This is a genomic window from Pontibacter sp. 13R65 (assembly GCF_047525655.1).
GTDB lineage: Bacteria > Bacteroidota > Bacteroidia > Cytophagales > Hymenobacteraceae > Pontibacter.
This window is the reverse complement of the sequence record NZ_JBLIQL010000005.1, coordinates 250,532-273,592: the sequence shown is the minus strand read 5'-3', so window position 1 is coordinate 273,592 and position 23,061 is coordinate 250,532. Positions and strand designations below refer to the sequence as shown.

Annotated in this window: 23 protein-coding genes and 1 other RNA gene; 17 read left to right on the top strand and 7 right to left on the bottom strand. The window is 44.8% G+C overall.

What is annotated here, in order from left to right; genetic code table 11:
- Position 1: 1 nt before the first annotated feature.
- The 7 genes from pseI to ACMA1I_RS08870 all read left to right on the top strand — a co-directional run bounded on the left by pseI (position 2) and on the right by ACMA1I_RS08870 (position 7,048).
- Positions 2–1,045, top strand: a complete 1,044-nt coding sequence (gene pseI / locus ACMA1I_RS08900) for a pseudaminic acid synthase (RefSeq protein ID WP_337067958.1) — start codon at positions 2–4, stop codon at positions 1,043–1,045.
- A gap of 3 nt (positions 1,046–1,048) precedes the next feature.
- Positions 1,049–2,335, top strand: coding sequence for a hypothetical protein (locus ACMA1I_RS08895; protein ID WP_337067957.1), 1,287 nt, complete (start codon positions 1,049–1,051; stop codon positions 2,333–2,335).
- Positions 2,336–2,415: 80 nt separating this feature from the next.
- Positions 2,416–2,697 carry a hypothetical protein gene (locus tag ACMA1I_RS08890; protein ID WP_337067956.1) on the top strand — a complete coding sequence of 94 codons (282 nt, stop codon included), beginning with the start codon at positions 2,416–2,418 and terminating at the stop codon, positions 2,695–2,697.
- Positions 2,589–2,846: a LamG-like jellyroll fold domain-containing protein gene (locus tag ACMA1I_RS08885; protein WP_414703889.1), complete on the top strand. Its 258-nt coding sequence runs from the start codon at positions 2,589–2,591 to the stop codon at positions 2,844–2,846. The genes ACMA1I_RS08890 and ACMA1I_RS08885 overlap by 109 nt, the downstream gene beginning before the upstream one ends.
- A gap of 76 nt (positions 2,847–2,922) precedes the next feature.
- Positions 2,923–4,146 carry a gliding motility-associated C-terminal domain-containing protein gene (locus ACMA1I_RS08880; RefSeq protein WP_337067955.1) on the top strand — a complete coding sequence of 408 codons (1,224 nt, stop codon included), beginning with the start codon at positions 2,923–2,925 and terminating at the stop codon, positions 4,144–4,146.
- 8 nt (positions 4,147–4,154) lie between these two features.
- Entirely contained in the window at positions 4,155–5,495 is a 1,341-nt protein-coding gene (locus tag ACMA1I_RS08875) for a polysaccharide deacetylase family protein (protein WP_337067954.1), read from the top strand.
- A 71-nt stretch (positions 5,496–5,566) separates the two neighbouring features.
- Positions 5,567–7,048, top strand: a complete 1,482-nt coding sequence (locus tag ACMA1I_RS08870) for a lipopolysaccharide biosynthesis protein (protein WP_337067953.1) — start codon at positions 5,567–5,569, stop codon at positions 7,046–7,048.
- Between the two features lie 25 nt (positions 7,049–7,073).
- On the opposite strand, the gene ACMA1I_RS08865 is transcribed toward ACMA1I_RS08870, so the two are convergent.
- On the bottom strand, positions 7,074–8,195 hold the full coding sequence (locus tag ACMA1I_RS08865) for a DegT/DnrJ/EryC1/StrS family aminotransferase (RefSeq protein ID WP_337067952.1): 1,122 nt from the start codon (positions 8,193–8,195) through the stop codon (positions 7,074–7,076).
- A gap of 275 nt (positions 8,196–8,470) precedes the next feature.
- On the opposite strand from ACMA1I_RS08865, the gene ACMA1I_RS08860 reads away from it, so the two are divergent.
- Positions 8,471–9,013 carry a hypothetical protein gene (locus ACMA1I_RS08860; RefSeq protein ID WP_337067951.1) on the top strand — a complete coding sequence of 181 codons (543 nt, stop codon included), beginning with the start codon at positions 8,471–8,473 and terminating at the stop codon, positions 9,011–9,013.
- Between the two features lie 180 nt (positions 9,014–9,193).
- Here the strand turns inward: ACMA1I_RS08860 and ACMA1I_RS08855 are convergent, their stop codons facing one another.
- The 5 genes from ACMA1I_RS08855 to ffs form a co-directional block, all read right to left on the bottom strand.
- The gene (locus tag ACMA1I_RS08855) at positions 9,194–10,120 is read right to left on the bottom strand and encodes a glycosyltransferase family 2 protein (protein WP_337067950.1); all 927 of its coding nucleotides are present in this window, start codon (positions 10,118–10,120) and stop codon (positions 9,194–9,196) included.
- Positions 10,110–10,820: a cell division ATP-binding protein FtsE gene (locus tag ACMA1I_RS08850; RefSeq protein ID WP_337067949.1), complete on the bottom strand. Its 711-nt coding sequence runs from the start codon at positions 10,818–10,820 to the stop codon at positions 10,110–10,112. Before ACMA1I_RS08850 ends, ACMA1I_RS08855 begins: the two co-directional genes overlap by 11 nt.
- Before the next feature lie 5 nt (positions 10,821–10,825).
- Positions 10,826–11,029 carry a fructose-6-phosphate aldolase gene (locus ACMA1I_RS08845; protein ID WP_337067948.1) on the bottom strand — a complete coding sequence of 68 codons (204 nt, stop codon included), beginning with the start codon at positions 11,027–11,029 and terminating at the stop codon, positions 10,826–10,828.
- Between the two features lie 113 nt (positions 11,030–11,142).
- Positions 11,143–11,799 (bottom strand): fructose-6-phosphate aldolase, encoded by a 657-nt coding sequence (gene fsa, locus ACMA1I_RS08840; RefSeq protein WP_337067947.1) that lies wholly within the window; start codon positions 11,797–11,799, stop codon positions 11,143–11,145.
- 110 nt (positions 11,800–11,909) lie between these two features.
- An RNA gene (gene ffs / locus ACMA1I_RS08835) (signal recognition particle sRNA small type) lies at positions 11,910–12,007 on the bottom strand.
- Between the two features lie 515 nt (positions 12,008–12,522).
- On the opposite strand from ffs, the gene guaA reads away from it, so the two are divergent.
- The 8 genes from guaA (at position 12,523) to ACMA1I_RS08795 (ending at position 21,213) form a co-directional block, all read left to right on the top strand.
- Complete coding sequence (guaA, locus tag ACMA1I_RS08830) at positions 12,523–14,052, top strand: glutamine-hydrolyzing GMP synthase (protein ID WP_337067946.1); 1,530 nt, start codon at positions 12,523–12,525, stop codon at positions 14,050–14,052.
- A gap of 96 nt (positions 14,053–14,148) precedes the next feature.
- A complete protein-coding gene (locus tag ACMA1I_RS08825) occupies positions 14,149–15,861 on the top strand; it encodes an ABC transporter substrate-binding protein (RefSeq protein WP_337067945.1) in 1,713 nt (570 codons plus the stop codon).
- A 117-nt stretch (positions 15,862–15,978) separates the two neighbouring features.
- Positions 15,979–17,274, top strand: coding sequence for a glutamate-1-semialdehyde 2,1-aminomutase (gene hemL, locus ACMA1I_RS08820; RefSeq protein WP_337067944.1), 1,296 nt, complete (start codon positions 15,979–15,981; stop codon positions 17,272–17,274).
- A 440-nt stretch (positions 17,275–17,714) separates the two neighbouring features.
- Positions 17,715–18,236, top strand: coding sequence for an IPT/TIG domain-containing protein (locus tag ACMA1I_RS08815; RefSeq protein WP_337067943.1), 522 nt, complete (start codon positions 17,715–17,717; stop codon positions 18,234–18,236).
- Positions 18,237–18,363: 127 nt separating this feature from the next.
- Positions 18,364–18,573, top strand: a complete 210-nt coding sequence (locus tag ACMA1I_RS08810) for a hypothetical protein (RefSeq protein ID WP_337067942.1) — start codon at positions 18,364–18,366, stop codon at positions 18,571–18,573.
- Positions 18,546–19,895, top strand: coding sequence for a T9SS type A sorting domain-containing protein (locus tag ACMA1I_RS08805; protein ID WP_337067941.1), 1,350 nt, complete (start codon positions 18,546–18,548; stop codon positions 19,893–19,895). The genes ACMA1I_RS08810 and ACMA1I_RS08805 overlap by 28 nt, the downstream gene beginning before the upstream one ends.
- A gap of 134 nt (positions 19,896–20,029) precedes the next feature.
- A complete protein-coding gene (dcd, locus tag ACMA1I_RS08800; RefSeq protein WP_337067940.1) occupies positions 20,030–20,566 on the top strand; it encodes a dCTP deaminase in 537 nt (178 codons plus the stop codon).
- A 203-nt stretch (positions 20,567–20,769) separates the two neighbouring features.
- Entirely contained in the window at positions 20,770–21,213 is a 444-nt protein-coding gene (locus ACMA1I_RS08795) for a hypothetical protein (RefSeq protein ID WP_337067939.1), read from the top strand.
- Positions 21,214–21,289: 76 nt separating this feature from the next.
- On the opposite strand, the gene gldC is transcribed toward ACMA1I_RS08795, so the two are convergent.
- Positions 21,290–21,631: a gliding motility protein GldC gene (gene gldC / locus ACMA1I_RS08790; protein ID WP_337067938.1), complete on the bottom strand. Its 342-nt coding sequence runs from the start codon at positions 21,629–21,631 to the stop codon at positions 21,290–21,292.
- A 75-nt stretch (positions 21,632–21,706) separates the two neighbouring features.
- Here gldC and ACMA1I_RS08785 point away from each other — a divergent pair, with 75 nt between their 5' ends.
- Entirely contained in the window at positions 21,707–22,741 is a 1,035-nt protein-coding gene (locus ACMA1I_RS08785; RefSeq protein ID WP_337067937.1) for a hypothetical protein, read from the top strand.
- Positions 22,742–23,061: the final 320 nt, after the last annotated feature.

Genomic DNA, 23,061 nt, shown 5'->3' with positions numbered 1-23,061 from the left:
AATGACAAACGAAATTAGGATAGCTTCCCGAATGGTAGGCCCTACACAAAAACCATTCATTATAGCTGAAATGTCAGGCAATCATAACCAGTCATTGGAGCGGGCCCTTGCCATTGTAGATGCCGCTGCTGATGCAGGCGCTGATGCTATAAAACTCCAAACATATACAGCCGATACCATGACGCTTCCTGGAGCTTTTACCATAGACGATGAAGGCTCCCTCTGGAAAGGTCGCGAGCTATATGAACTCTACCAAGAAGCTTACACCCCTTGGGAGTGGCATCAGCCTATATTCGACAGAGCAAAAGAACGGGGCCTCATAGCCTTCTCCTCCCCCTTTGACGAAACAGCCGTTGATTTTCTGGAAACACTGGGTGCTCCAATTTATAAAATAGCCTCCTTCGAAAACACTGATCACCCCTTGCTCCGCAAGGTAGCAGCTACTGGCAAGCCTGTTATAATGAGTACAGGTGCTGCCACAGTATCAGAAGTTGATGAGGGCGTACGCGTTTTGAGAAAGGCAGGCTGTAAAGACTTGATCCTTCTGAAGTGCACAAGCACTTACCCTGCTTCGCCCGAAAACACGAATATCAGAACTATTCCTCATATGCGCGACCTGTATCAAGTGCAGGTTGGTTTATCAGACCACACCATGGGCATAGGAGCCGCTGTGGCTGCTGTGGCACTTGGTGCTACGGTAATAGAAAAGCATTTTACACTTACCCGTGCAGATGGCGGTGTAGATGCGGCCTTCTCGCTGGAGCCCTCGGAGCTAAAATCACTTGTTATAGAATCTGAACGAGCTTTTTTGGCATTGGGCCAGGTGCAATACGGGGTGCAGCGGGCAGAAGAAAAAAGCAGACTCTTTAAACGATCCATTTATGCAGCCCGAGACATTGCCCCAGATGAGCAGCTCACATATGATAACATCCGTATCATTCGTCCTGGTTTAGGATTGGCACCAAAGCATTTTGAGCAACTATTAGGTAAGAAAGCAAAGACTGCAATAAAAGCAGGAACTCCTCTAAGTTGGGAAATGGTATAACAAATGAAGCAGTGGTTCAAGCTTTACAGTAACATCCTCTATCTCTACTTTACAGACAGCTTTTATCAATTGCCTGAAAGTGCTAAAAGAGCCGTGTCACCAACAAATTTAGTGATGCGGCTTTTAAAGATAAAGGGCTATACTGTTGTCAGATTGTTCGGAAACCTGTTCAAATCAGTGGAGCAGCCAGAAAAATTAAAAGGAAAAATCTGGTTATATGTGGTCAGCCAGAACAACGGCGATAGCCTCAGTTTTTTAGCAGATGCTTTACCTGATGCCGTTTTAGTGGCAGGCCAAAACAAATCGTTAGGTAAGTACAATTATTCTGTGGCTCGTATTTCATTGAGGCGCAAAATTCTGTATTACTATAAATTTGTACCACTCCTCTTAAGATTTGCCAAATACAAAAGTAAAAACACCTACCGCTTTTTCGATATATTATTTGATGCGGTTGGATTTTATGAAGTATACCTGAATAAGTTAGAGTACTATAGCCCGAAGTGTATAGTATTTGCTAATGACCATAACCCTGATGCGAGAGCCATGCTTTTAGCAGCAAAAAAAGCGGGCATCAAAACAGTTTATATTCAGCATGCCAGTGTCAGCCCGAATTTTCCTCCTCTTGAATTTGACCTAAATCTGCTTGAAGGTGAGGATTCCTTAAACAAATACAAACGCTGCGGTTCTATCAACGGCAAGGTTGATCTTATTGGCATGCCTAAAGCAGATGCTTATGTTGCTCATAGGAACCAAAGTAACGTTATCCGGACTATTGGAATAGGAAGCAACCTGATGGATCATACAAGTGAACTGGAGGCATTGGTTAACCGAATTACTGCTGCTTTACCAGAAGTGCACTTGGTGGTAAGGCCACACCCAAGAGACCAGCGGGATTTTAACTTCCTAAAACAAATTTCTCCGCTTGTCTCTATCTCTCCTTCACTTACTGAAGCAGCTTTCGATTATCTTCGAAAAATTGATGTGCAAATAAGTGCCAATTCCGGAATTCACTTAGAGGCAGTACTTTTAAATGTTTGGTCCATCTATTTTAACTTGAATCCCAAGGAGCAATTACAAGACTATTATGGATTTGTCGAAAATGGTTTGGTAGATGCCGTTGCAACTACCGAAGCTCTTCTGCTCCTTCTGCAGCAGCACCTGCAGAATAGGCCCTCTGTATATTTAAGAGCTAAATACTACAATGCGACCATAGGTACAGCAAAGGATGGCAAAAGCAGTGAATTGGCAATAGAATTAATAAAAGGATTTATGCTTCAAAATCAATTATAAGTCATATATTTATAATAATAAATATATGACTTATAAAATTGGTAGTTCGACTGCTACTTACCACTTTCGCCTTTTTATTTTTGAGTTTCTACAGTAGTGCTCAGGGCCCTGGTAATGCACTACGCCTTGACGGCATAGACGACTTTGTAGAATTTAGTACAAACGATAGAGGTGTAACTCATAGTGTAACAGTGGAGGCTTGGGTTAAAAACACCTCCTATAAATATCATTGGGTAGTAGGAAAATATGATCGCTGGGTGAACATGGATACCACCTCATTATCCAGAATGGGAAGGCAGCCTTTAATGGTAGTGATGGAGTTGGAATTTATAGAGAATCCGGTTACTCTCAGAAAAGCATAAATGATAATAACTGGCATCACTTAGCTGGAGTTTGCAATAACGGAACCTGGCAGATTTATGTAGATGGAGTATTTGAGAGTGAACTTATAACCGGCTATATTAAAAAACAGGTCTGCACTCGCCATAGGAAAGGACTACCTGCTGAATAGTCAGCAATATCAAGGTTCCTTAGACGAAATACGGGTTTGGAACAAAGCTTTGACAGTTGAGCAGATCAGGGAAAACATGTGCAGATCGATCCCAGGTGATTCACCTGGCTTGGTAGCTTATTATAAGATGGATGTTTCCTCAGGAAATACAGTACATGACTTTAGTAGCTATAGCATGCATGGTACTTTTCGGAACATAAACCCTGCTACTGACTGGGTCACTTCTGGGGCAGCAATAGGAGACAAAAGCGTTCACCTCTACCCCACAGGCAGTTGGCAGGGGCAACAACTAGAATATAAGGCTGAAGATGGCAGCAGGTTTTGGGTAGATTCTGTAGGCATTAATTCACGTACTGCCGGAGTTCACATATACCAAGTCGAGGCAAGGCCAAACAGCATTGCAGGTATTCCAAATTCTCAACCAGTAAGCGACTATTTTGGCGTGTTTACGGCTTTGCACAAAGCAGATAACTATAACATTAATTATTCGTCTGATAATAAATTTTGCAGTGCCGAAACATATTCCAGAATGAACAACGAATTTTTTTCTTGGAACAGGCTTCCCACCACCGTTGAAGCAAGAGCGGCCTACATTAAAACAGATGGGTTCTCAAGAGAATTTATTGTGCCAGGTGCCGCCGGAGGGCAGCTGTCTATCAGGGGTCCTGAATCGATTTGCAGGGGTAGCAGTATGGAGCTGATAGCAGAAACAGACCTCTTGCCAGTATGGAATACAGGGCACCAAGGGAAAATACTTAACATTTCAGCACCTGGAAAATATTGGGCAACGGTTTATTCAGGTATTTGTGCCGTAACAGATACCTTTACCGTTGAGGAACGACTACTGCCTGCCATAGAACTAAGTAAAGGAGTAAGTTTGTGCGCAGGAGGTCAGGCTACCCTAACTGCACCAGCTGGTTTTGCTAAATATCAGTGGAGCAACGGCTCACAAGCTTCGAGTATACAAGTGTCTGAAACTGGAACCTTTTGGGTAGACATAACAGTGGACGACTGTGTGTATCGTCATCATATGGAAGTGCTAGCGGAGGATTGCCCGGTAATACCGAACATCATTACTCCAAATGGTGATGGGTTGAACAATTTGTTTAGCATACAGGGCATTGAAATGAAAAATGTCCGGCTTGAAATCTTCAATCGCTGGGGCAAAACCATTTATAAAGATAATAATTACAAAAATACCTGGTCGCCTTCTAATGTTGCAGCTGGAATTTATTATTATTATATCAAAAGCGGCCCATCCTCCAGAGAGTATAAGGGCTGGATTGAAATAATAAAATAGGTGCACCTTTGTTAAACTACGTCCTTACCCATTTTTACCGCCTGTACCCAAAGGCAAAAGACCTTCCAATTTATTATGGAGAAGATTCTGCCGCTAAAGGAGTTTTTATTCGCCAATACGAAGGAAACTTTTTTGAAGGAAAGGTGGCGCAACCTGAACAAGTTGTCTGGCAGGAGTGGAATGGCACACGCCTCCCCTTCTTTTTTGACCAGACCAGTACGGTAGCTCCAATTACCTACACTGATGGTCGTGCCCTTATAAACTACGACATTATTGCTTCTGCCTTTTTTCTGCTCAGTGGCTGGCAAGAGTATCACAGCAGCCACCGCGATCGCTTCGGCAGGTTTCCCTACAAAGCCAGTGTGCAGGCCACCTATGGTTTTATTAATGTACCAGTAGTGAACTATTATTTCGACATGTTGAAGGAGGCAATTCAACATGCCTTCAATTTAAAATTGGAGCTGGAACTCTGGCCTAATGCTTCTTTTGCTTCCTGCCTCACCCATGATATCGACAGACTTACCTCAGCCTGGAAAGTGGCGGGTTTGCACCGGTTTAAGCAAGGAAAATATTTAGCAGTAGGCCGCCTGGTCACTAAAAAGCTACTTAGGAAAGATGCCTGGGATAATATTAGCGAACTAATGGCACTTGCAAACCAGCATCAGCTGAAATCAACTTATTTTTGGATGGCTAATAACCAAAAATATAATGGTCACCCCAATGCCGACTATCTTGTAGAACTGCCGAAATACCAATTACAAATAAAGAAACTTTTAGATAAAGGGCATGAAATAGGTATCCATGGTAGCTTTGGCACGTCCAATAACAGCGGCCAATTGCTAGCAGAAGCTGTCAAAATTGGTGCTCCAGTAACAGGAAACCGCTTCCATTACCTACAATACAAACCGGAACTTACGCCTCAGGTATTAAGCGAAACTTTCCTGCAATACGATAGCACTTTAGGTTTTGCCGAACAGTTAGGTTTTCGAAATTCCTTTTGCCACCCTTTTTTTCCATATGATTTTAAAAACCGGAAAGCCTGCCATTATATAGAGTTACCGCTCATACTCATGGACGTGACCTTATACAGCCCTAATTACATGCAGCTGCGACCAGCAGAAGCACTGCCCTTGGTACGACAGGTAATGCAGGAAATTAAAAAGTTTAATGGTTTGTTTACCCTACTCTGGCACAACGAAAACATTTCAGATTATTCCGAATACTCACTTGGTCCGCACGAGCCGAACTGGCGGGAAGTTCTGAATGAAATACTACTGCTTCTAAGACAGGAAGGCTCCACCTTTCTGACCTGTGCTGAGGCGGCAACAGCTTTTAACGGCGGCAAATAAAATTTGCATCAGTATGTGGTTGTTCACTCCGCTATAAAGCATAGTTTTGCAGCCTGAACTCAAAACACCTGATGGGAAAACTGCAGCGCGAAGGAATCTGGAACACGTTTATTTCTTATGCCGGTATAGGTGTCGGCTATGTAAACACGGTCCTCCTTTTCCCAAATTTTCTGGAGGAGGAAGAGGTTGGCCTTACACGCCTGCTCATTTCGCTGGCCTTGATGTATGCTCAGTTCTCGGCACTTGGTTTCAACAGCATGAGTGCCCGCTACTTCCCCTACTTCCGCGATAAGACTAAAGCGCACAACGGCTTCCTTTTTCTGTTGCTGCTCATTCCGATCTTTGGGTTTGCTGTTATCACAGCACTGTTTTTACTCACCAAGCCCTTGGTGGTGGAAGCTTACCAAGACAGCTCGCAGCTACTGCTCGACTTCTACTATTACATTATTCCGCTGGCGTTCTTTACGCTTTTGCTCAACCTGCTTACCTCCTATTTAAGATCGTTATACAAAACCATTGTATCGTCTTTTGTGCAGGATTTTCTGCTGAAGGTGCTCACCTCGGTACTCATACTGGTATACTCGCTTGGCTGGATGAGTTTTCATCAGTTTGTGATGTTCTACATCGGCATACATTCCGTGGTGCTGCTGGTACTTGTCCTATATACTATGTGGTTGCAGCAACTATTCCTGAAGCCATCCTGGGCGGCGCTGCGCGTGATGCCGTTGCGGGAGCTGCTGCATTATGGCTTCTTCACCTTTTTAGGTACCATCTCTACAACCATTATCACTACCATCGACCAGTTTATGATTGGTTCCTACAGCCTCTCTGACAATGGGGTTTACACAACCGCTTTTTTTATGACCACAGCCATTATGATTCCGGCCAAATCGGTGCTAAAAATTGCGTATCCTCAGGTAGCCGATTATTGGAAAGACAAAGACATGGAAGGTATAAGCAAATTATATAAACAGATTACCCTTGTAAATCTGATTTTAGGCTTACTGCTTTCTATTGGAATATGGGCCAATATCGATAACCTATTTTCTTTTATGCCGGAGCCATACCGGGCAGGCAAGTATGTGGTGCTGTTTATGTCAGTAGCACGACTTGTAGACCTGGCAACCGGAATCAACGGCATTATTCTGGCCACCTCCGACAAGTACCGCTGGGACCTTGTTTTTAATGTGGTGCTGGCAGTCCTAACCGTTTGGACAAACTATTACTTTATTCCAATTTATGGTATTAACGGAGCAGCGTTTGCCTCCATGCTTTCTTATGCCAGCATTAACTTGGCCCGCTTGTTCTTTTTGCAGTTCCTGTACGGCATGCAGCCTTTTGCCCTAAGTTCACTCCTAATTGCTGTCATAGCATCTGCTGCCTTAGGAGCCTCTTACCTGCTGCCATACCTGGGCAATGTGTACCTCGATATGTTGGTTCGGTCTGCAATGATTACTACCATCTATGGGAGCCTTACGATCGGTCTGAAAGTTTTTCCGGAAATGAATGCCTGGTTTCTGGTGAACTTGAAAAGGTTAATGCCTCGAAAATAACAGAAGGTATTAACGCAATAAACGCTTACAAATTCTTCTCTAGAAAAGACAACACCTGCTGTGCCACATAAGTCTGTTGCTCCACTGTAAGACCAGCATGCAGGGGCAACGATAACACAGTTTTGGCTAATTCTTCTGCAACCGGCAAACTCCCTGGCGTTTGCCCATCCTGCAGGTGCAGTGGTTCCGGGTAATAAACAGCACTAGGAATATAATTATCCTGAAGGTGTTGCTTTAGCTTATCCCGAAGAGTTGCAGGTACTTTAATGGTGTACTGGAGGTATATAAGGGTACTATTTGGAGTGTGCCCAGGAATCTGTAACAAGCTCGTATCCTTAAATAAGTCGTCATATACTGCCGCTACCTCTTGTCTGGCTTGGTTAAACTGGTCCAGGTACCGTAACTTCACCTCTACCATCGCCGCTTGCAGATTTGCAATTTTAGTGTCTGTAGTGGTTTTTTGAAATTGTACTGCTGCCGTCGCCCATGGCAGTTCCGCAATTTGAAAGGTGTCGCAAAGGTTCTGGCTGTTCACAATTACAGCACCGCCCTCATCCTGGCAAGCCAGAGGTTTTGTTGGAAGCAAAGAAGCAAAGGCAAGATGACCCATTGTACCTGCACGCTGCTCTTTTCCACCCGGCAACCTGTAAACCGCACCCAGTGCTTGTGTAGTGTCCTCGAGCAGGAGTAGCTGTTGGGTTTCTGCTAAGGCCAGCAGTTGAGCCATATCCGCACATTGTCCGAAGAGGTGCATGGGCATTATTGCCACTGTTTTGTCTGTTATTAGCTTGGCTACAGAAACTGGGTCTAAGGTAAAAGTAGTTGGCAGCACATCGGCAAACACAGGAGTCAGGCCAAGTCTTTTTATGGCACCGGCTGCAAAACTATCGCCAAAGGCCGGCAATATTACTTCTGCCTGCTGCGGCAACTGTAAGGTCTGCAGAGCTAATACCAAAGCATCAGCTCCATGTGAACATGGCACAACCTGGCGCACCTGCAGGTAATCCTGCAGCGTTTGGGCTAGTTTTAAGACCTGAGGAACATCCGGATTTGCCATGTTTTCCATAGCCAACTGAAATGCATCGTCCAATTCTGACTTCAGTGCTGCATATGGGGCCTTGGCATCGCCCATTTTTATATCTTCCATTTTATTAGTTCGATTTTCTCGTTTTACTGTAAATATAACCAAACCCGATCTGCACAATTAAATTTATATTCTTTTGCAGGCCATAAATTAAATGCTAAATGGTAATATTGTAACCATCAACAGCGCATCGCGTTCAGGAACGTGAGTCTGTATAGAATTTGCTTATGACACGAATCTTGCTATCTACTTTATTTTTGGTATCAGCCTTTTTATTTTCATGCTCAAAACCTGAAGATAAATCGGTTATAGCAGAGAGTGAGGAAGCCTTAGAAGATTTGAAACAATTTGTTAGGCAGGTAGAAGATGACTTACAAACTGATCTGGAGGATACTACTAAAATATGGGAAGATGAGGCCAACAGGCTGAAAGAGGAGTATCACCAGCTAGAAGATGTAGTAGACAATTACATACAGCACTACCCGCCCCAGCAGCGCGAAACTATACAAGATTACAAAGAGCGCTTTAGCATTGCCCTTTCCCAAAAGCAAAAGAAGTATGACGATGCACAGGCGCGATATAGACTCAGACAAGATCTTTTAGGCGTAGAAGTAGTTTCGGAAGATCTGGACCGTATTTTACCTGACAATATTACGGCCACCTATCAGAAGTTTGTAAATACGGTGGTGCAAAACAAAGAAGTGTATACTCCCCGAGACTGGGAACTGATACAGGGCTGGTGGACGGCCCTTAATACCAGAAAGAGCCAGCTACAAGACCAGTTGCGCCCGGCAGATGAGCTAGCAATCGCACAAAAGCAATCGGAATTCCAAGAGCTGATTAAAACCCAAAACATAGCTTCTCCTAAGCCAGCCATTTAACCCGGCCTATCGGCAAAGGCTGCCGTAGGATTTTATTTTTCTAATGAAAACCGCCTTCAGCTGGCTTTTTCAAAAAAATGGGATCTAGGGCATGAGCCGCAACATTTGGCCGAATCGCGCAATTATTCTAATGAAATGGCCCTTCCAGAGGCATTTTATTGATGATAAAGCCTGAGGCTTTCAGGAATGAAAAATAGACTCTTCCTGCTTTACTTTGGTTGTTTGCATTTTAGAGCAAAATAACTGAAGCCGGTATAGGTCGAACAAAAGCAGGTTGGGCTGTTTGGATGTGAAGTTCAGCAAAAAAAGTTTGTTGCACTTTCGTGCCACGCTGATAAACATTCTATCGAGGTTGTAGTACTGGAGTGCCTTATAGGCCTTTACTATTTTTAACTGCTCTACCTCCACTCCCCTGTTATAGAGTTTAACTAGGTTTGCTATGGCCTGTTCGGTTTTGGTTAAAAATACCTGGGTCGTTTCCAGGCCAAGGTGCAGCGCAGGGTTTTCAGTATGTTTTACCTTTACCTTGTTCCGCTTTAGTTCTATGGCGAACATGGTGTCTTCGTGGCCATAGTGTTTTAGCTTCTCACACAGTCTGTACTGCAGAAAAAGGTCCCGCTTCATGAAGGCATTGCTCAGGTAAATATCCTGGTAGGGCTCTGATTGGCGGATATAGGAGGGTTTTGCTGCACGCTGACCATATTTCCAATGAAGCCGATAGGTTTTAGCTGGCGCTTTTTCGGTATAAGATATACCTCCAACTACTACATCAGACTTAGCAGCCGCAGCCAGGTAACTGGCTATAAAGTCTTTGCCTGCTGGCATACAATCGTTGTCGAGCATGAGCAGGTAGCGGTACTGGGCCTGGGTGGCCAGCATGTTCCGGATGGCAGATCGGCCAATATTTTCAGGTAGTTCTCGATAATCTACTGACTCAAATTTACATAGAGCACGGTTCAGGAACTTGATTTCTTCCTCTGACCCATCGTCTATAAGCAGGATTTCAAAAGTAAGATCCAGTTGCAGGCATTGCCGCAGTAGTTCCTCTACCAGCGGCCTTACATCATAATTAAATACAGGAATAAGTATAGATACCTCAGAAATCATTTGCAAGCTTAAATGCTCCTGTTGTAGAATCGAGTACTTTGCCTCCTTCACATTTAAGCACGCGTTTAGGGTATCGGTTTATTATTTCGTAGTTGTGTGTAGCCATCAACACCGCCGTTCCGCTGTTGTTAATCTCCAAAAACAGCTTCATAATATCGTCAGCCACTTCCGGATCGAGGTTACCTGTGGGCTCATCGGCAAACAGGATAACAGGCTCGTTCAGTAAAGCACGTGCAATTACAATACGCTGTTGCTCGCCGCCAGATAACTGGTGAGGCATTTTAGAGGCTGCCGCATCCAAACCTACCCGCATCAGTACCTCCGAAATTCGCTGCTTAAGCTTAGCAGAATCTTTCCAACCGGTGGCTTTAAGCACAAAAGTTAGGTTCTCAGCTACCGATCGATCGAAGAGCAACTGGAAGTCCTGAAAGATAATGCCAACTTTTCGGCGCAGAAAAGGCACCTGCTTGCGAGGCAGCTTGGTAAGTTTAAAATCGGCTACAGAGGCTGCACCCGTTAACAAAGGCAGGTCGCCGTACAGTGTTTTCAGCAAAGAACTTTTCCCGCTGCCTGTGCGCCCCACCATGTACACAAACTCCCCTTTTTCAATATCGAAACTGACACTGCTTAAAATGGTGTTTACATCTTGGTACACAGCTACATCGCGTAGCGAAACCACAGGGGAAGAAGAAAAATTCATGAAGACTAAATATCTAATTTCTGTAATTTCCCGAACGTTAGGGCAGCAATTACAGCAGAGAGCGCTTCTTCTTTGCCTCCAAGTCCGTAGCGTTCAAGGTTTTTAAGCGGGCGATCTGCCCTAAAATAGGCAATAAGTACAAATTGCTCATCCCGGAGCTGAATATAATCCGGAATTTTGGCTTTGCCCTTTACTTTGATGATGTACATTGATTTTAATTAAAAATTAGAAATTAAAAATTATGAATTAGAATAATGGTGGAAAGGAGAAAGTCTATACTTCACAAACATTTCTAATTCATAATTTCTAATTTTTAATTAAACTACTGGTTTCCTTTGGCGTGGTCGGAAAGGAATTTCTCTAGTCCTGAATCTGTAAGCGGGTGCTTCAGCAGGCCAGTGATAACAGAAAGCGGACAGGTAACCACATCGGCACCTACTTCTGCACACTGCAGCAGGTGCATTACGTGGCGTACAGAAGCAGCCAACACCTGTGTCTGGTAACCATAGTTGCCATAAATAGTTACGATCTGCTCGATCAGGGCCATACCATCTGTAGCAATATCGTCCAGGCGACCAACAAAAGGAGACACATAAGTAGCGCCTGCTTTAGCAGCTAAAAGTGCCTGGCCAGCTGTAAATACCAGTGTACAGTTAGTCTTTATGCCACGATCGCTGAAATACTTAATGGCTTTAACGCCTTCGCGGATCATAGGTACTTTTACTACGATGTTAGGGTGCAGCTCAGCTAGCGCCTCTCCTTCTCTTATTATATTCTCATAATCAGTTGCGATAACTTCGGCGCTGATGTCGCCATCTACGATTTCGCAGATTTGCTTATAATGGGCCATTACATTGTCATGCCCAAAAATTCCCTCTTTCGCCATAAGCGAAGGGTTTGTTGTTACACCATCTAACACACCCATGTCGTGTGCTTCCTGTATTTCCTTCAGGTTTGCTGTGTCGATAAAAAATTTCATAACGTAATTGCTATAGTTTTACCTACAAATCTAATGCAATAAATGAGATTTGGGAAAGAAATACGTTTTTTTTGGGGGGATGCGTGCTAGCACTGAGGTAGGGGCAAAAAAAAGTGGCAAACCAACATCGCGTCGCTACAACCACCTACCCTTGCTCACTTCCGTGCCTGGGGGAGTTTGGCGGGAGCTGACCGTGCCGATTTGCCGTTGCAAAGGTAGATAAATTATGATTCAATACAAATGGTAGCAGCAATAAAATTAAATTTATTGAATCTACTCTTTCGGGGATTATATCAACAAACTTCCTTAGGCACTGGAAATAAACAACTTAAAATCTTAGGTCTGAGAGTAAAAACCCTAAAAAATATTTTATCTTCAGTCCCCCCCACCCCTATTGCTACTTAAGCAAGTTAATTTTATTGCCGAAAATCCTACTCCTCCAGGCCTCTGATTCCCTGTTTATCATCTATTGACTAATCTAGTGCTTAAATGGCTGCGACTATTGTAGATACATTAAGCCAGTAAAACAGGTAAGCGCTAAAAGTAAAGCAGCTCAAAAAGGTTAAAGGCTTTTCAACACCAGGTGCAGCTGTTCTATAATTCTGCTAATGAAAAGGATCTTCCTTAGCCTTTTTAGTGCCAAAAACGCTAAGGATATAAAAACAGACTGGGTTTGTAAGCCATCTTGTTGGCAATTATCTGAAAAGAGCCTTACCTTTGCGCATGCCAGAAAAAATCCTCATTCTCGACTTTGGCTCCCAATATACCCAGCTTATTGCAAGGCGGGTGCGCGAGCTTAATGTTTACTGCGAAATTTATCCCTACAACAATGTGCCGGCCCTGACCGAAGATGTGAAGGGTGTTATTTTATCAGGTAGCCCCTGCTCGGTTCGCGACCAGGAACACCCTACCATCGACCTTGCCCAATTTATGGGGCAGGTTCCGCTACTGGGCGTGTGCTATGGTGCGCAGCTGATTGCCTTTGAGCACCAGGGCGAAGTTACACCTTCTACTATTCGCGAATATGGCCGTGCCCGCCTCTCTGAGCTGCACACCACCAGCCGCCTCATGAAGGAACTAACTCCCGGTTCTGTAGTTTGGATGTCGCACGGCGACACCATCAAAGAAATTCCGGATAATTTCGAAGTAATAGCCAGTACAGATTCTGTGCGGGTAGCAGCTTATAAGCTCCGCGACCAGGAAACGTACGGTATCCAGTTTCACCCGGAGGTAACGCACTCCGACGAAGGCAAGATCTTGCTCCGCAACTTTGTGGTGCATATTTGCGGTTGCGTGCAAGACTGGACGCCTGATCAGTTTATAGAAGCCACAGTAGCCGAGCTGCAGCAAAAAATCGGGAACGATAAAGTAGTGCTTGGCCTTTCTGGAGGTGTAGATTCCAGTGTGGCGGCCATGCTTATTCATCAGGCGATTGGCAAAAACCTGTACTGCATTTTTGTAGACAACGGCCTGCTCCGCAAAGATGAGTTCGAAAGCGTGCTCGATTCCTATAAGCACATGGGCCTTAACGTGAAAGGCGTAGATGCAAAAGACAGATTCTATGCGGCCTTAGCTGGCATCTCAGATCCGGAACTCAAACGCAAAGCAATAGGCCGTGTGTTTATCGAAGTATTCGACGATGAAGCACACCAGGTGGAAGACGTGAAGTGGCTGGCGCAGGGCACTATTTACCCTGATGTTATTGAATCGATTAGCGTAAAAGGTCCTTCAGCTACCATTAAATCGCACCACAACGTAGGAGGTCTTCCAGATTTCATGAAACTGCAGGTGGTGGAACCCCTCAACACACTTTTCAAAGATGAGGTGCGCCTGGTAGGAAGAACACTGAAGATAGATGAAAATATTATCGGCCGGCATCCTTTCCCTGGGCCAGGCCTGGCTATCCGTATACTAGGCGATATTACCGCAGAAAAGGTACAGGTATTACAGCAGGTCGATCATATCTTTATCAGCAACCTGAAAAAAACAGGATTATATGACGAGGTATGGCAGGCAGGCGCTATTCTAACACCGGTTCAGTCGGTAGGTGTTATGGGCGATGAACGCACTTACGAAAACGTAGTAGCCCTACGCGCCGTAACCAGTGTAGATGGCATGACAGCCGACTGGTGCCGATTGCCTTATGAGTTCCTGGCCGATGTGTCGAACGAAATCATAAACAAGGTAAAAGGGGTTAACCGCGTTGTATACGATATCAGCTCTAAACCACCAGCAACTATTGAGTGGGAGTAGCTTTCATTTGAATGAGTGATGGCATGAATGAGCGGATATTTATTTACTACTCACTCACGCCATCACTCATTCTCTCATTCACAACTAAAAAAAGGCATGACCAAAGGCTTTCTGAAGCATATTACAGGCATATTTTTGCTGGCTGCGCTGGCACTACCTGTTACTGCACAACAACTGCAGAACTTTGAAGTTAACTATAAAAATGGTAAAGTTCTGTTGCAGCAAGAACGCTTCGAACAGGCTATGGCAGAATTGCGACCGGTTACGGCAGCTGCCTCAGGCAACGACTTCGCCCCGGAAGCCTCATACCTTTATGCTTTAGCAGCCTTTCGATCTAAAAATTACCAGGAGGCACTTTTAATGCTGGGGCAGCTGAAGCAGCAGCACCCGCAGTGGGCCGGTGCGCCAGACGCCAATTACCTGTTGGCCAATATACAGTTTGAGCAAAAGCAATACGATCAGGCCCTTTCTACACTGAATCAAATAAAATCTTCTTCTTTAGCAGCTGATGCAGAAAGAATGAAGCGTCATTACCTGCTGGGTCTTGCAGACAGAGAAGCCTACGAGAAACTTCTCAAGCAACACTCCTCCGATAAAACTGTTGCCCAGGTATATGCCGATAAGCTTTTGGCTGGCTGGTACCGCCCCCAGGACAAAACAGCCTTGGAGCAGATTGTAAGCCGCTTTAACCTGGACCGTAAACGGTACCTGAGCCCGGAAGCTCTTCGTAAGAAAGCCTATCAGGTTGCGGTCATCCTTCCCTTTCAGCTAAACCAGGACCTTGGGCAGTCGGCCAGGAAAAATCAGTTTATAACAGACCTCTATGCAGGCATGAAACTGGCACAGGACTCGCTCCAGAAGCAGGGAGTAAACCTGGAACTGTTTGCCTACGATGCCGGATCAGATACTGCCAGTGTAAAAAAGCTGCTGGACCAACCGGAACTGAAAGCCATGGACCTGGTTATTGGCCCCATCTATAAATCAACGGCCAAGGTAGCCATGCGTTTTGCCGCCGAAAACAATGTAACGGTCATAAACCCCTTGTCGCAAGACACAGAAGTAGCTGGCAAAAGCCCTCAGGTGTTGTTGTTCGAGTCGGCGGCGGCGACACAGGCGCAGCAAGCTGCCACTTATGCTTATCAAAATTTCAACCCAAAATCGGTGGTGATTGTGTACGAAGGGGCAACCGCCGACACGACTTTTGCCCGTCATTACCGGCAGCAGTTTCAGAAGCTAGGTGGTAAAGTGCTTGCTTATAAAGCTATAAACTCTTCTCAATCCTCGGCAACGGCCGGTGTTTTTAAAAATTTAACGATTACAGATGTAGGGCATTTAGCTGTTTTTTCAGATAAAATGACTGCCGCTGTAAACGCCATCAGTTTGGTAAGCAGCCAGCCTACCAGAATGCCTTTAATGACCTACGATAAATGGCTGGACATTAACCAGGTTACCATAAGAGAGCTAGACGACCAGGAGGTGTACTTTATATCGCCGAAGTACTTCGACCAGCAGTCGCAGACGGTGCGGCACTTCAAGAAAAAATATACTTCTCAGTATAATATCCCGCCCTCTGTCTATGCCTATTCCGGCTACGAAATGCTTTTTTACTTCGGAAGTATGCTGCAGCAATACGGCTCAGGCTTTAGCCAAAATTTGCCAATGGCAGGGACCAGGCGAGGCGTTCTTTACCAAGGCATTGGCTACACCAACTCTGCTAACCGCAACGAATTTAGAAACGACAACCAGTACGTTCCCATTACCAAACTCGAGAACATGCAGTTAATGGTAGTAAACCCGGCTGGTTTTTAGGAAAAGATATTTCTGTTAGTTAATGAAGTCCTCTTAACTGATTAGATAAAAACTGCTGATGGTTTAGTGAACAAAAACAGCACATCAGCCAATTCATTATTAAGCACATTAATTTCTATGGAAAAAGCACCCATCAGCAACGAATTGTTTCAACGCGCGCAGCATTCTATTCCGGGAGGAGTAAACTCCCCAGTTAGAGCCTTTAAAGCCGTAGGTGGAAATCCTCGTTTTATGGTATCCGCCAAAGGACCTTACATGTTCGATGAAGACGGGAACCAATACATTGAGTTCATTAATTCCTGGGGCCCCATGATCCTGGGTCATGCTTCTGAAATAGTGCAGGCAGCAGTACAGGAAGCCATTCCGAATTCCTTGTCGTTTGGTGCGCCTACCCGCAAAGAAATAGAAATAGCAGAACTGATCATCAGCATGGTACCCTCTGTGGAGAAGGTACGCATGGTAAATTCAGGTACAGAGGCCACTATGTCTGCCATTCGGGTTGCCAGGGGCTATACCGGCCGGAGCAAAATCATTAAGTTTGAAGGCTGCTACCACGGCCACGGCGACTCTTTCCTGATTGCAGCGGGCAGTGGAGCCATTACGTTAGGAGTTCCGGACAGCCCAGGTGTAACCAAAGGAGTAGCCCTTGATACACTAACCGCTCCATATAACGACCTGGACGCTGTAAAAACATTGGTTGCTGCAAATGCCGGCGAAGTAGCCGCTATCATTCTGGAGCCAGTGGCAGGCAATATGGGGCTGGTGCTTCCTAAGTCTGAGTTCCTGCAAGGCCTCCGCCAGCTGTGCGATGAGGCTGGCATTGTGCTCATTTTTGATGAGGTAATGACTGGTTTCCGTTTATCCCCGGGTGGTGCACAACAATTATTAGGAGTTACCCCTGATATGACTACGCTAGGCAAGATCATAGGTGGCGGCATGCCGGTTGGTGCCTATGGCGGAAAAAAAGAGCTAATGGATTATGTAGCTCCTGCCGGTCCTGTTTACCAGGCAGGTACCTTATCTGGTAACCCTATTGCCATGTCGGCTGGTATGGCCATGTTGCAGCATCTAAAACAAAGCCCGGAAACATACCAACAGTTGGAGCAAACTACCACCAACATTGTGAACGGTATAAAAGAAAACATGCAAAAACTAGGGCTAAAGTATACTATAAACCAGATTGGCTCCATGTTCAGCATCTTCTTTACTACAGAAGCTGTAACTGATTTCGAGAGTGCAAAAACTTCTGACACAGCACTTTTCGGACGATACTTTAATGCCATGTTGAACAGGGGCATCTACCTGGCTCCTTCGCAGTACGAGGCGCTGTTTGTGTCTACAGCGATTACCGAAGATCTGGTAGCGCAATTCCTACAGGCAAACTTCGAAGCCCTTCAAGAGGCACACCAGTAAAAGCCTCGCGAAGGCTAATTTCATTAGAATAATTTAGCGGCAACCCCTTTGCAGGGGTTGCCGCTTTTATTTTATACGAAGCAGATCAGTTTAATCTTGATGAAGTACGCTGCCATTCGGCAACAGCAGCTTAGCCTTCTAACATACTCCACTCTTTTACCCGATCATAAAATATAAATATTATGTTAAAAGGTAGGTTGTTTATCAATATTTTCTATATTTAACAAGCTGTTATAACAACGATTACGCTTCCTTCTGCTTTACATGAGCCGCAAAATTTAATAAATAAAGGATTTCCCATGAGACGAAACTTTAACTTGCTTATCTGCCTCTCCCTCCTCGCATAGAGCTGCGACAGCGAAAAAGAACAGCAAGAAATCGTAATTGAGAGTATTAACCCGGGCGCTACCTTTATAGGTGGCCCTAAGCTCAACAGCTGTATGATAAGTGACACCCTCACCGTTTCCGGCCAAAACTTTAGCCAGAATCGTTCAGAAAACCATGTAACCATTCATGGCATTCCGGTACCTATTGTAGCTGCCTCTACAAAAGAGCTGAAAGTGGTTGTGCCTGATGGCGTACCTTTTGCTTACGTAGACCTTGTGGTATCCAGAAATAATCACCAGCCAGCGTCAAGTAGCATCAGTATAAACGAATACCCGTCGCCGGAAATTACCGGCATTAGCCCAACTAATGGCAGCGCAGGAACAGTAGTCACAATTTATGGCAGGCAACTCGACAAAACCGTTCACGCCTCCTATATTCTAGGCTTTACGGGGGCAAATGGAGAAATGCTTCACAAGCCTGCTTATCCGTTCATCATGACATCTGCAGACTCAGTTCAGGTTGCCATTCCGTCCGATGCAGGCACGGGACCAATTTACCTTCCAGTGTGGCCAAACCAGAGCATAGAAAACACCTTTGTTTTTCTAAGTACGCCTGTGTTTACAATAGTTCCATAGCCGGAGTACATGCAGAAGAATACCCAGTATGCAATGTAATTTCAACATTTCATTAAATGCTACCTAGTACGGCAGCAGAAGCCAAATTTGGGTCAGAAACGGTTTTTCATAACAAAACAAAAAGCATATGAAAAAATTCCTAACTCTCTCTCTTTCCTACTCCTGGTTCATCTGCAGGTTTACGCCCAAAAAGAAGCCTCTCACTGGTTTATGGGGAAGCAGGCGCACCTCGACTTTTCTAAAGGAAATCCAGTTGCTTCAGGAAATGGCCCTTTGGACATTGGTGCTGGACAGAGCTATTTTAAAACTGTGGCTGCCACCATCTCTGATGCAGTAACAGGTGAACTTCTTTTTTATACAGATGGGTGGAACGCCTGGAACAGAAATCACCAACTCATGCCGAATGGGCAGGAATTGAGCCCAAACACAGATAATTTCATTTATCACCAAAGCCTCATTGTTCCCGCAGGAGACAGGGACAACTTCTTTTACATTTTTACTATTAACCACGATAGTTCACGTGGTTTTACCTATAGCTTATTTGCATCGCTGGTAAACATGAACCTGCATGGCGGCCTGGGGGATATTGTAGCAAAGCAGGAACTGCTACTGCAAGACCTCTCCTCTAGGTTAACCGCTGTGCCGCATACCAATGGAAATGATTTTTGGCTCATTACCCATTCACGCACATCAGACATTTTTTTTGTTGCTTCTGTTTCCAGAGAGGGAATTTCTGAATTCCAGCCCCAGAGCATCGGGCCTGACTTTCCCGCTACCAGACCAACAATCTTAAATCATGGCACAATGAAGCCCTCACCTGATGGTAAAATGTTGGCTTGCACCATAAATCCAGATACCTATACTACAGAAGATAACCTACAGCTTTATGATTTTGATGCTTCTAACGGCCTTCTCTCCAACTACAGACCACTGGCGCACCCAGGAGCCCCATTCGGTTTATCCTTTTCTCCTGACAACAGTAAATTGTATGTATCATTTATAAGTATTAATGAAGACCCAAGATTTAGTGAGGAGGCCTATAATGCTATTTACCAATACGAAGTGAATAATCCAGCTGTAGCTGCTATCAATGCTTCTGCTATTGGTTTAATAGCGAACAATACCTGTTTTAATTATCAGGCAGGAAATGGCGGAGGACCCTCGTTTACCCTACAACTGGCACCGGATGGCCGGATCTACAGCGGCACCAACTGGCTTGCCCTGCAAGGTGAAGACTCTCAACGGCAACTGCTCGTCATACACCACCCTAACAGAAAAGAATTTGACGTACAAATTGAAAAGAAAACATTTGCCTTAGGTCAAGAAGCCTATTTAGGACCATATACTCCCCTTTTTCTTGAGTCCTACTTTAACAACCTGGAGCCGCTGCCACGTGAGTTTGAACCAGTGTCTGTAATAGCCTATCCCAACCCTACCACCACTGCTGTGCGCATCAGCCAGGAGAACAATTGCCGCGACAATGAAGTGTATGATCTCCGAATTATCAACTCTACCGGCCAACTCGTAGGCCGGGTGCAGAAAGGAGTGACAGGCGCCACAGAAGTTAACTTGTCTATGTACCCTGCAGGGCTCTACCTCCTTGTGCTGGATTTCGGAGGCAGGCAGCAGGTGGTCAAGAAGGTGGTGAAGGTGAATTAGCTACTACCCACTAAATTATTCTAATGAAAAAAGCCTTCCAGAAGCAGATACTCGGTATAATCAGTTGGCGCTTTTCCTATAGTATCTATCAACTGAAATGCGTACTTTTGCCACCCGACTTTTAGCGCAGAAACATGATACTGACAGATCAGCAAATTTTAGAGGAAATGGCCAAAGGCACCATCCTGGTAGAGCCTTTTAACCGTGCCAGCCTCGGCACCAACTCCTACGATGTTCATTTAGGTCGCTACCTGGCCACATACCGAGACGAAGTACTGGACGCTCGCCTGCACAACGAGATAGATGTGTTTGAAATACCGCAGGAAGGCTATGTGCTGCGCCCAGAAACTCTCTATTTAGGTGTAACTCTAGAATATACCGAAACACATGCACACGTACCCTTTCTGGAAGGAAAATCGAGCGTAGGCAGACTTGGGATCGATATACATGCAACAGCCGGGAAAGGCGATGTGGGCTTCTGCAACACCTGGACGCTGGAAATATCAGTAACGCAACCTGTTCGCATCTATTACGGCATGCCCATTGGCCAGCTGATTTACTTTGAGGTAAAAGGAGGCATAGACAATTATTACAACCAAAAAGCAAACGCTAAGTACAACAAACGTACTATTACGCCAGTAGAATCTATGATGTGGAAGAACGAGTGGTAAATAGCCGCTTTCGGATTTTCTACAGTTGATAGGCTGGTTCGTATAGCCTTTAAGCTGTGCTCATGCACCAGCTACAGGCTATAAACGGCGTGCCACAGATAAACTTATTTGCACGGAATTATTTTGCTCCTGCCTGCGTTATATTTACCAGAAGGGCATAAAAGGCCTACTGCGAACATACAACCCACAAAACCTACTAACTTATGAAAAATCTAATTGTATTAACTTTCCTGGTGTTTGGTATTGTATTTGGTGCGGCTGCAACTGGCAATAACCTGGTGGAGCAAAGAGCAAATAACCTTTCCGACAAAATGATACGGGAACTGCGCCTGAACAATTACCAGTCAGCCAAAGTGAGAGCCATTAACCTTGATAAGGCAGCCAAAATGGTAGCTGCAGAAAAAGCGTTTGCAGGCAATCAGGAAATGCTCGATAAACAATATAAAGCTATCTGCTCTGAGCGTGACCGCGAATTAGAGCGCGTTCTGAGCACAGTGCAGTACAACAACTACTTTGGATCCAGAAAATCATTGACCAAGTTTGACCTACAGTATATGGCTGCTCTTGGAAATAATGCGGAAGACAAAGCTCCTGTCGCTATAACTTCCGGTGCTGGTTCAGAAGGAGCTATCTCGACTATTGATTAATTACATTATTCCATAAAAGCAAAAGCCCCACCATAAATATGGTGGGGCTTTTGCTTTTATGGAATAGGAGTTGGCTCTAGCCGTTGTTGTTTTTGTTTTCCTGCTCCACGTGCTTCATTAGATCTTCGCACAGGTCACGCATTTTTTTAGCCATAACCTGGTCGTTTGTAGCCGTCATAATGCTTTGCGCCATCGCACCAATACTATCTATACAAAAGTACTTCATTTCGTCTACCGGCATATCCTTCGTCCACAAGTCAATCTTCATAGTACCAGCCTCATCTCTGTCCCATAAGGAAATATTGATTGCCTTGGCAAAGTGTATTTTCTCACCAGCATCGGTAGCTCTCCAGCTAATGGCCTCCGGCACCTTTTGATCGTCTAGCGCAATGCTGAAGTATATTTCTGATTTCTTCATTTTCGTATTATTAAACTTTATACTATATATCTCTCGTACTATCCTTTGATTACCTATTTTGTACAAAGTTACACGATGCGCTACGGAATTAAAACCTTCTTTACCCTTTTTATACTGATCGCCTTCTCAGGTTGTAAAGTGTTATCACCATCTTCTAAAAAAGAGGAACTGCTTACATTAGCTTTTTATAACCTAGAAAACCTTTACGATATAAGAAGCGACTCCGCAAATAAAGACAACAGGTATTTGCCTGAGGGTACTTTAGGTTGGACGGAAGACAGGTACAAAGCTAAACTGAAAAGCCTTGCCACCACTATTGCCAACATGGGCGATAAAGACGGACCAGAATTGCTTGGCTTATCAGAGATCGAAAACAAGCGGGTTCTGGAGGACCTGCTAAGTACCTTTCCCTTAAAGGATAAAAAGTACGCAATTATTCATTACGATTCGCAGGACGAATCAGGGCTGGACGTGGCACTGCTTTACAAGCCAAAGCACTTTAGCCCTACGTTTCATGCCTCATTGCCTGTTGGTTTTGCAGAGGCAAATTTCCAGTCCAGAGGCATTTTACAGGTAAAGGGCCTGCTCCGGGGTGAACCAATTACCGTGTATGTGACCCATTGGCCAGATGCAGCTACACCTAGTACGCGCCTGCGGGAAAGCCGTAAAAGGGCCGCTGCCGTCACTCTAAGGCAGGAAATAAATGAGCAGCAGAAGATAGATAAAAATGCTAAGATCATTGTGATGGGTAACTTTACAGAAGACCCTTCTTCAACTATCCTGGAGCAGACGTTACTAGCCACTGGCAGGCCAGATCCGAATTATAACCAGGAGCTGTTTAATGCATTTTACATGTACCACGTACAAAACCGTGGAAGCTCCTTCTATAGAGGCAAATTTCAGATGCACGACCAGATCATGGTATCTAAATCATGGATAGCAGGAGAAGGTTTACACTTTGTACGTGGTTCAGCAACCATTCATGATCCGGTAAGTCTTAAACATACGTTCGGCAAGTACAAAAATACCCCCCGCAGAACCTATGCCGGCACTACCTATCAAGGCGGCACCAGCGACCACTTCCCTATCTACATCAAGGTAAAGCCCTGATCTGTTAGCAGAAGAGCTGGCGCGCCCTTATGAGTAAATATACGGCCGCCGAGGCTAAGCAAGAACAAATTATTCTAATGGAAACAGCCTTCCGGAGGCTTTTTGGGAGATTTTGATCGTGGAAGGTAAAAGGCTAGCCTTTGTTCTTAGACAGCTACTTTGTCTTCTACTTTTAAAAAATCCTAGCAAGGGCTGCATACATAGCGAGGACTTCCAGCTACCTTTGGTCCACCAATTACCCATTTTACAACCTACAATCAAATTCTTCTAATGTGAATGCCCTTCCAGAGGCTAAAGGCAGCAAAACTGGTTAAGGCCCC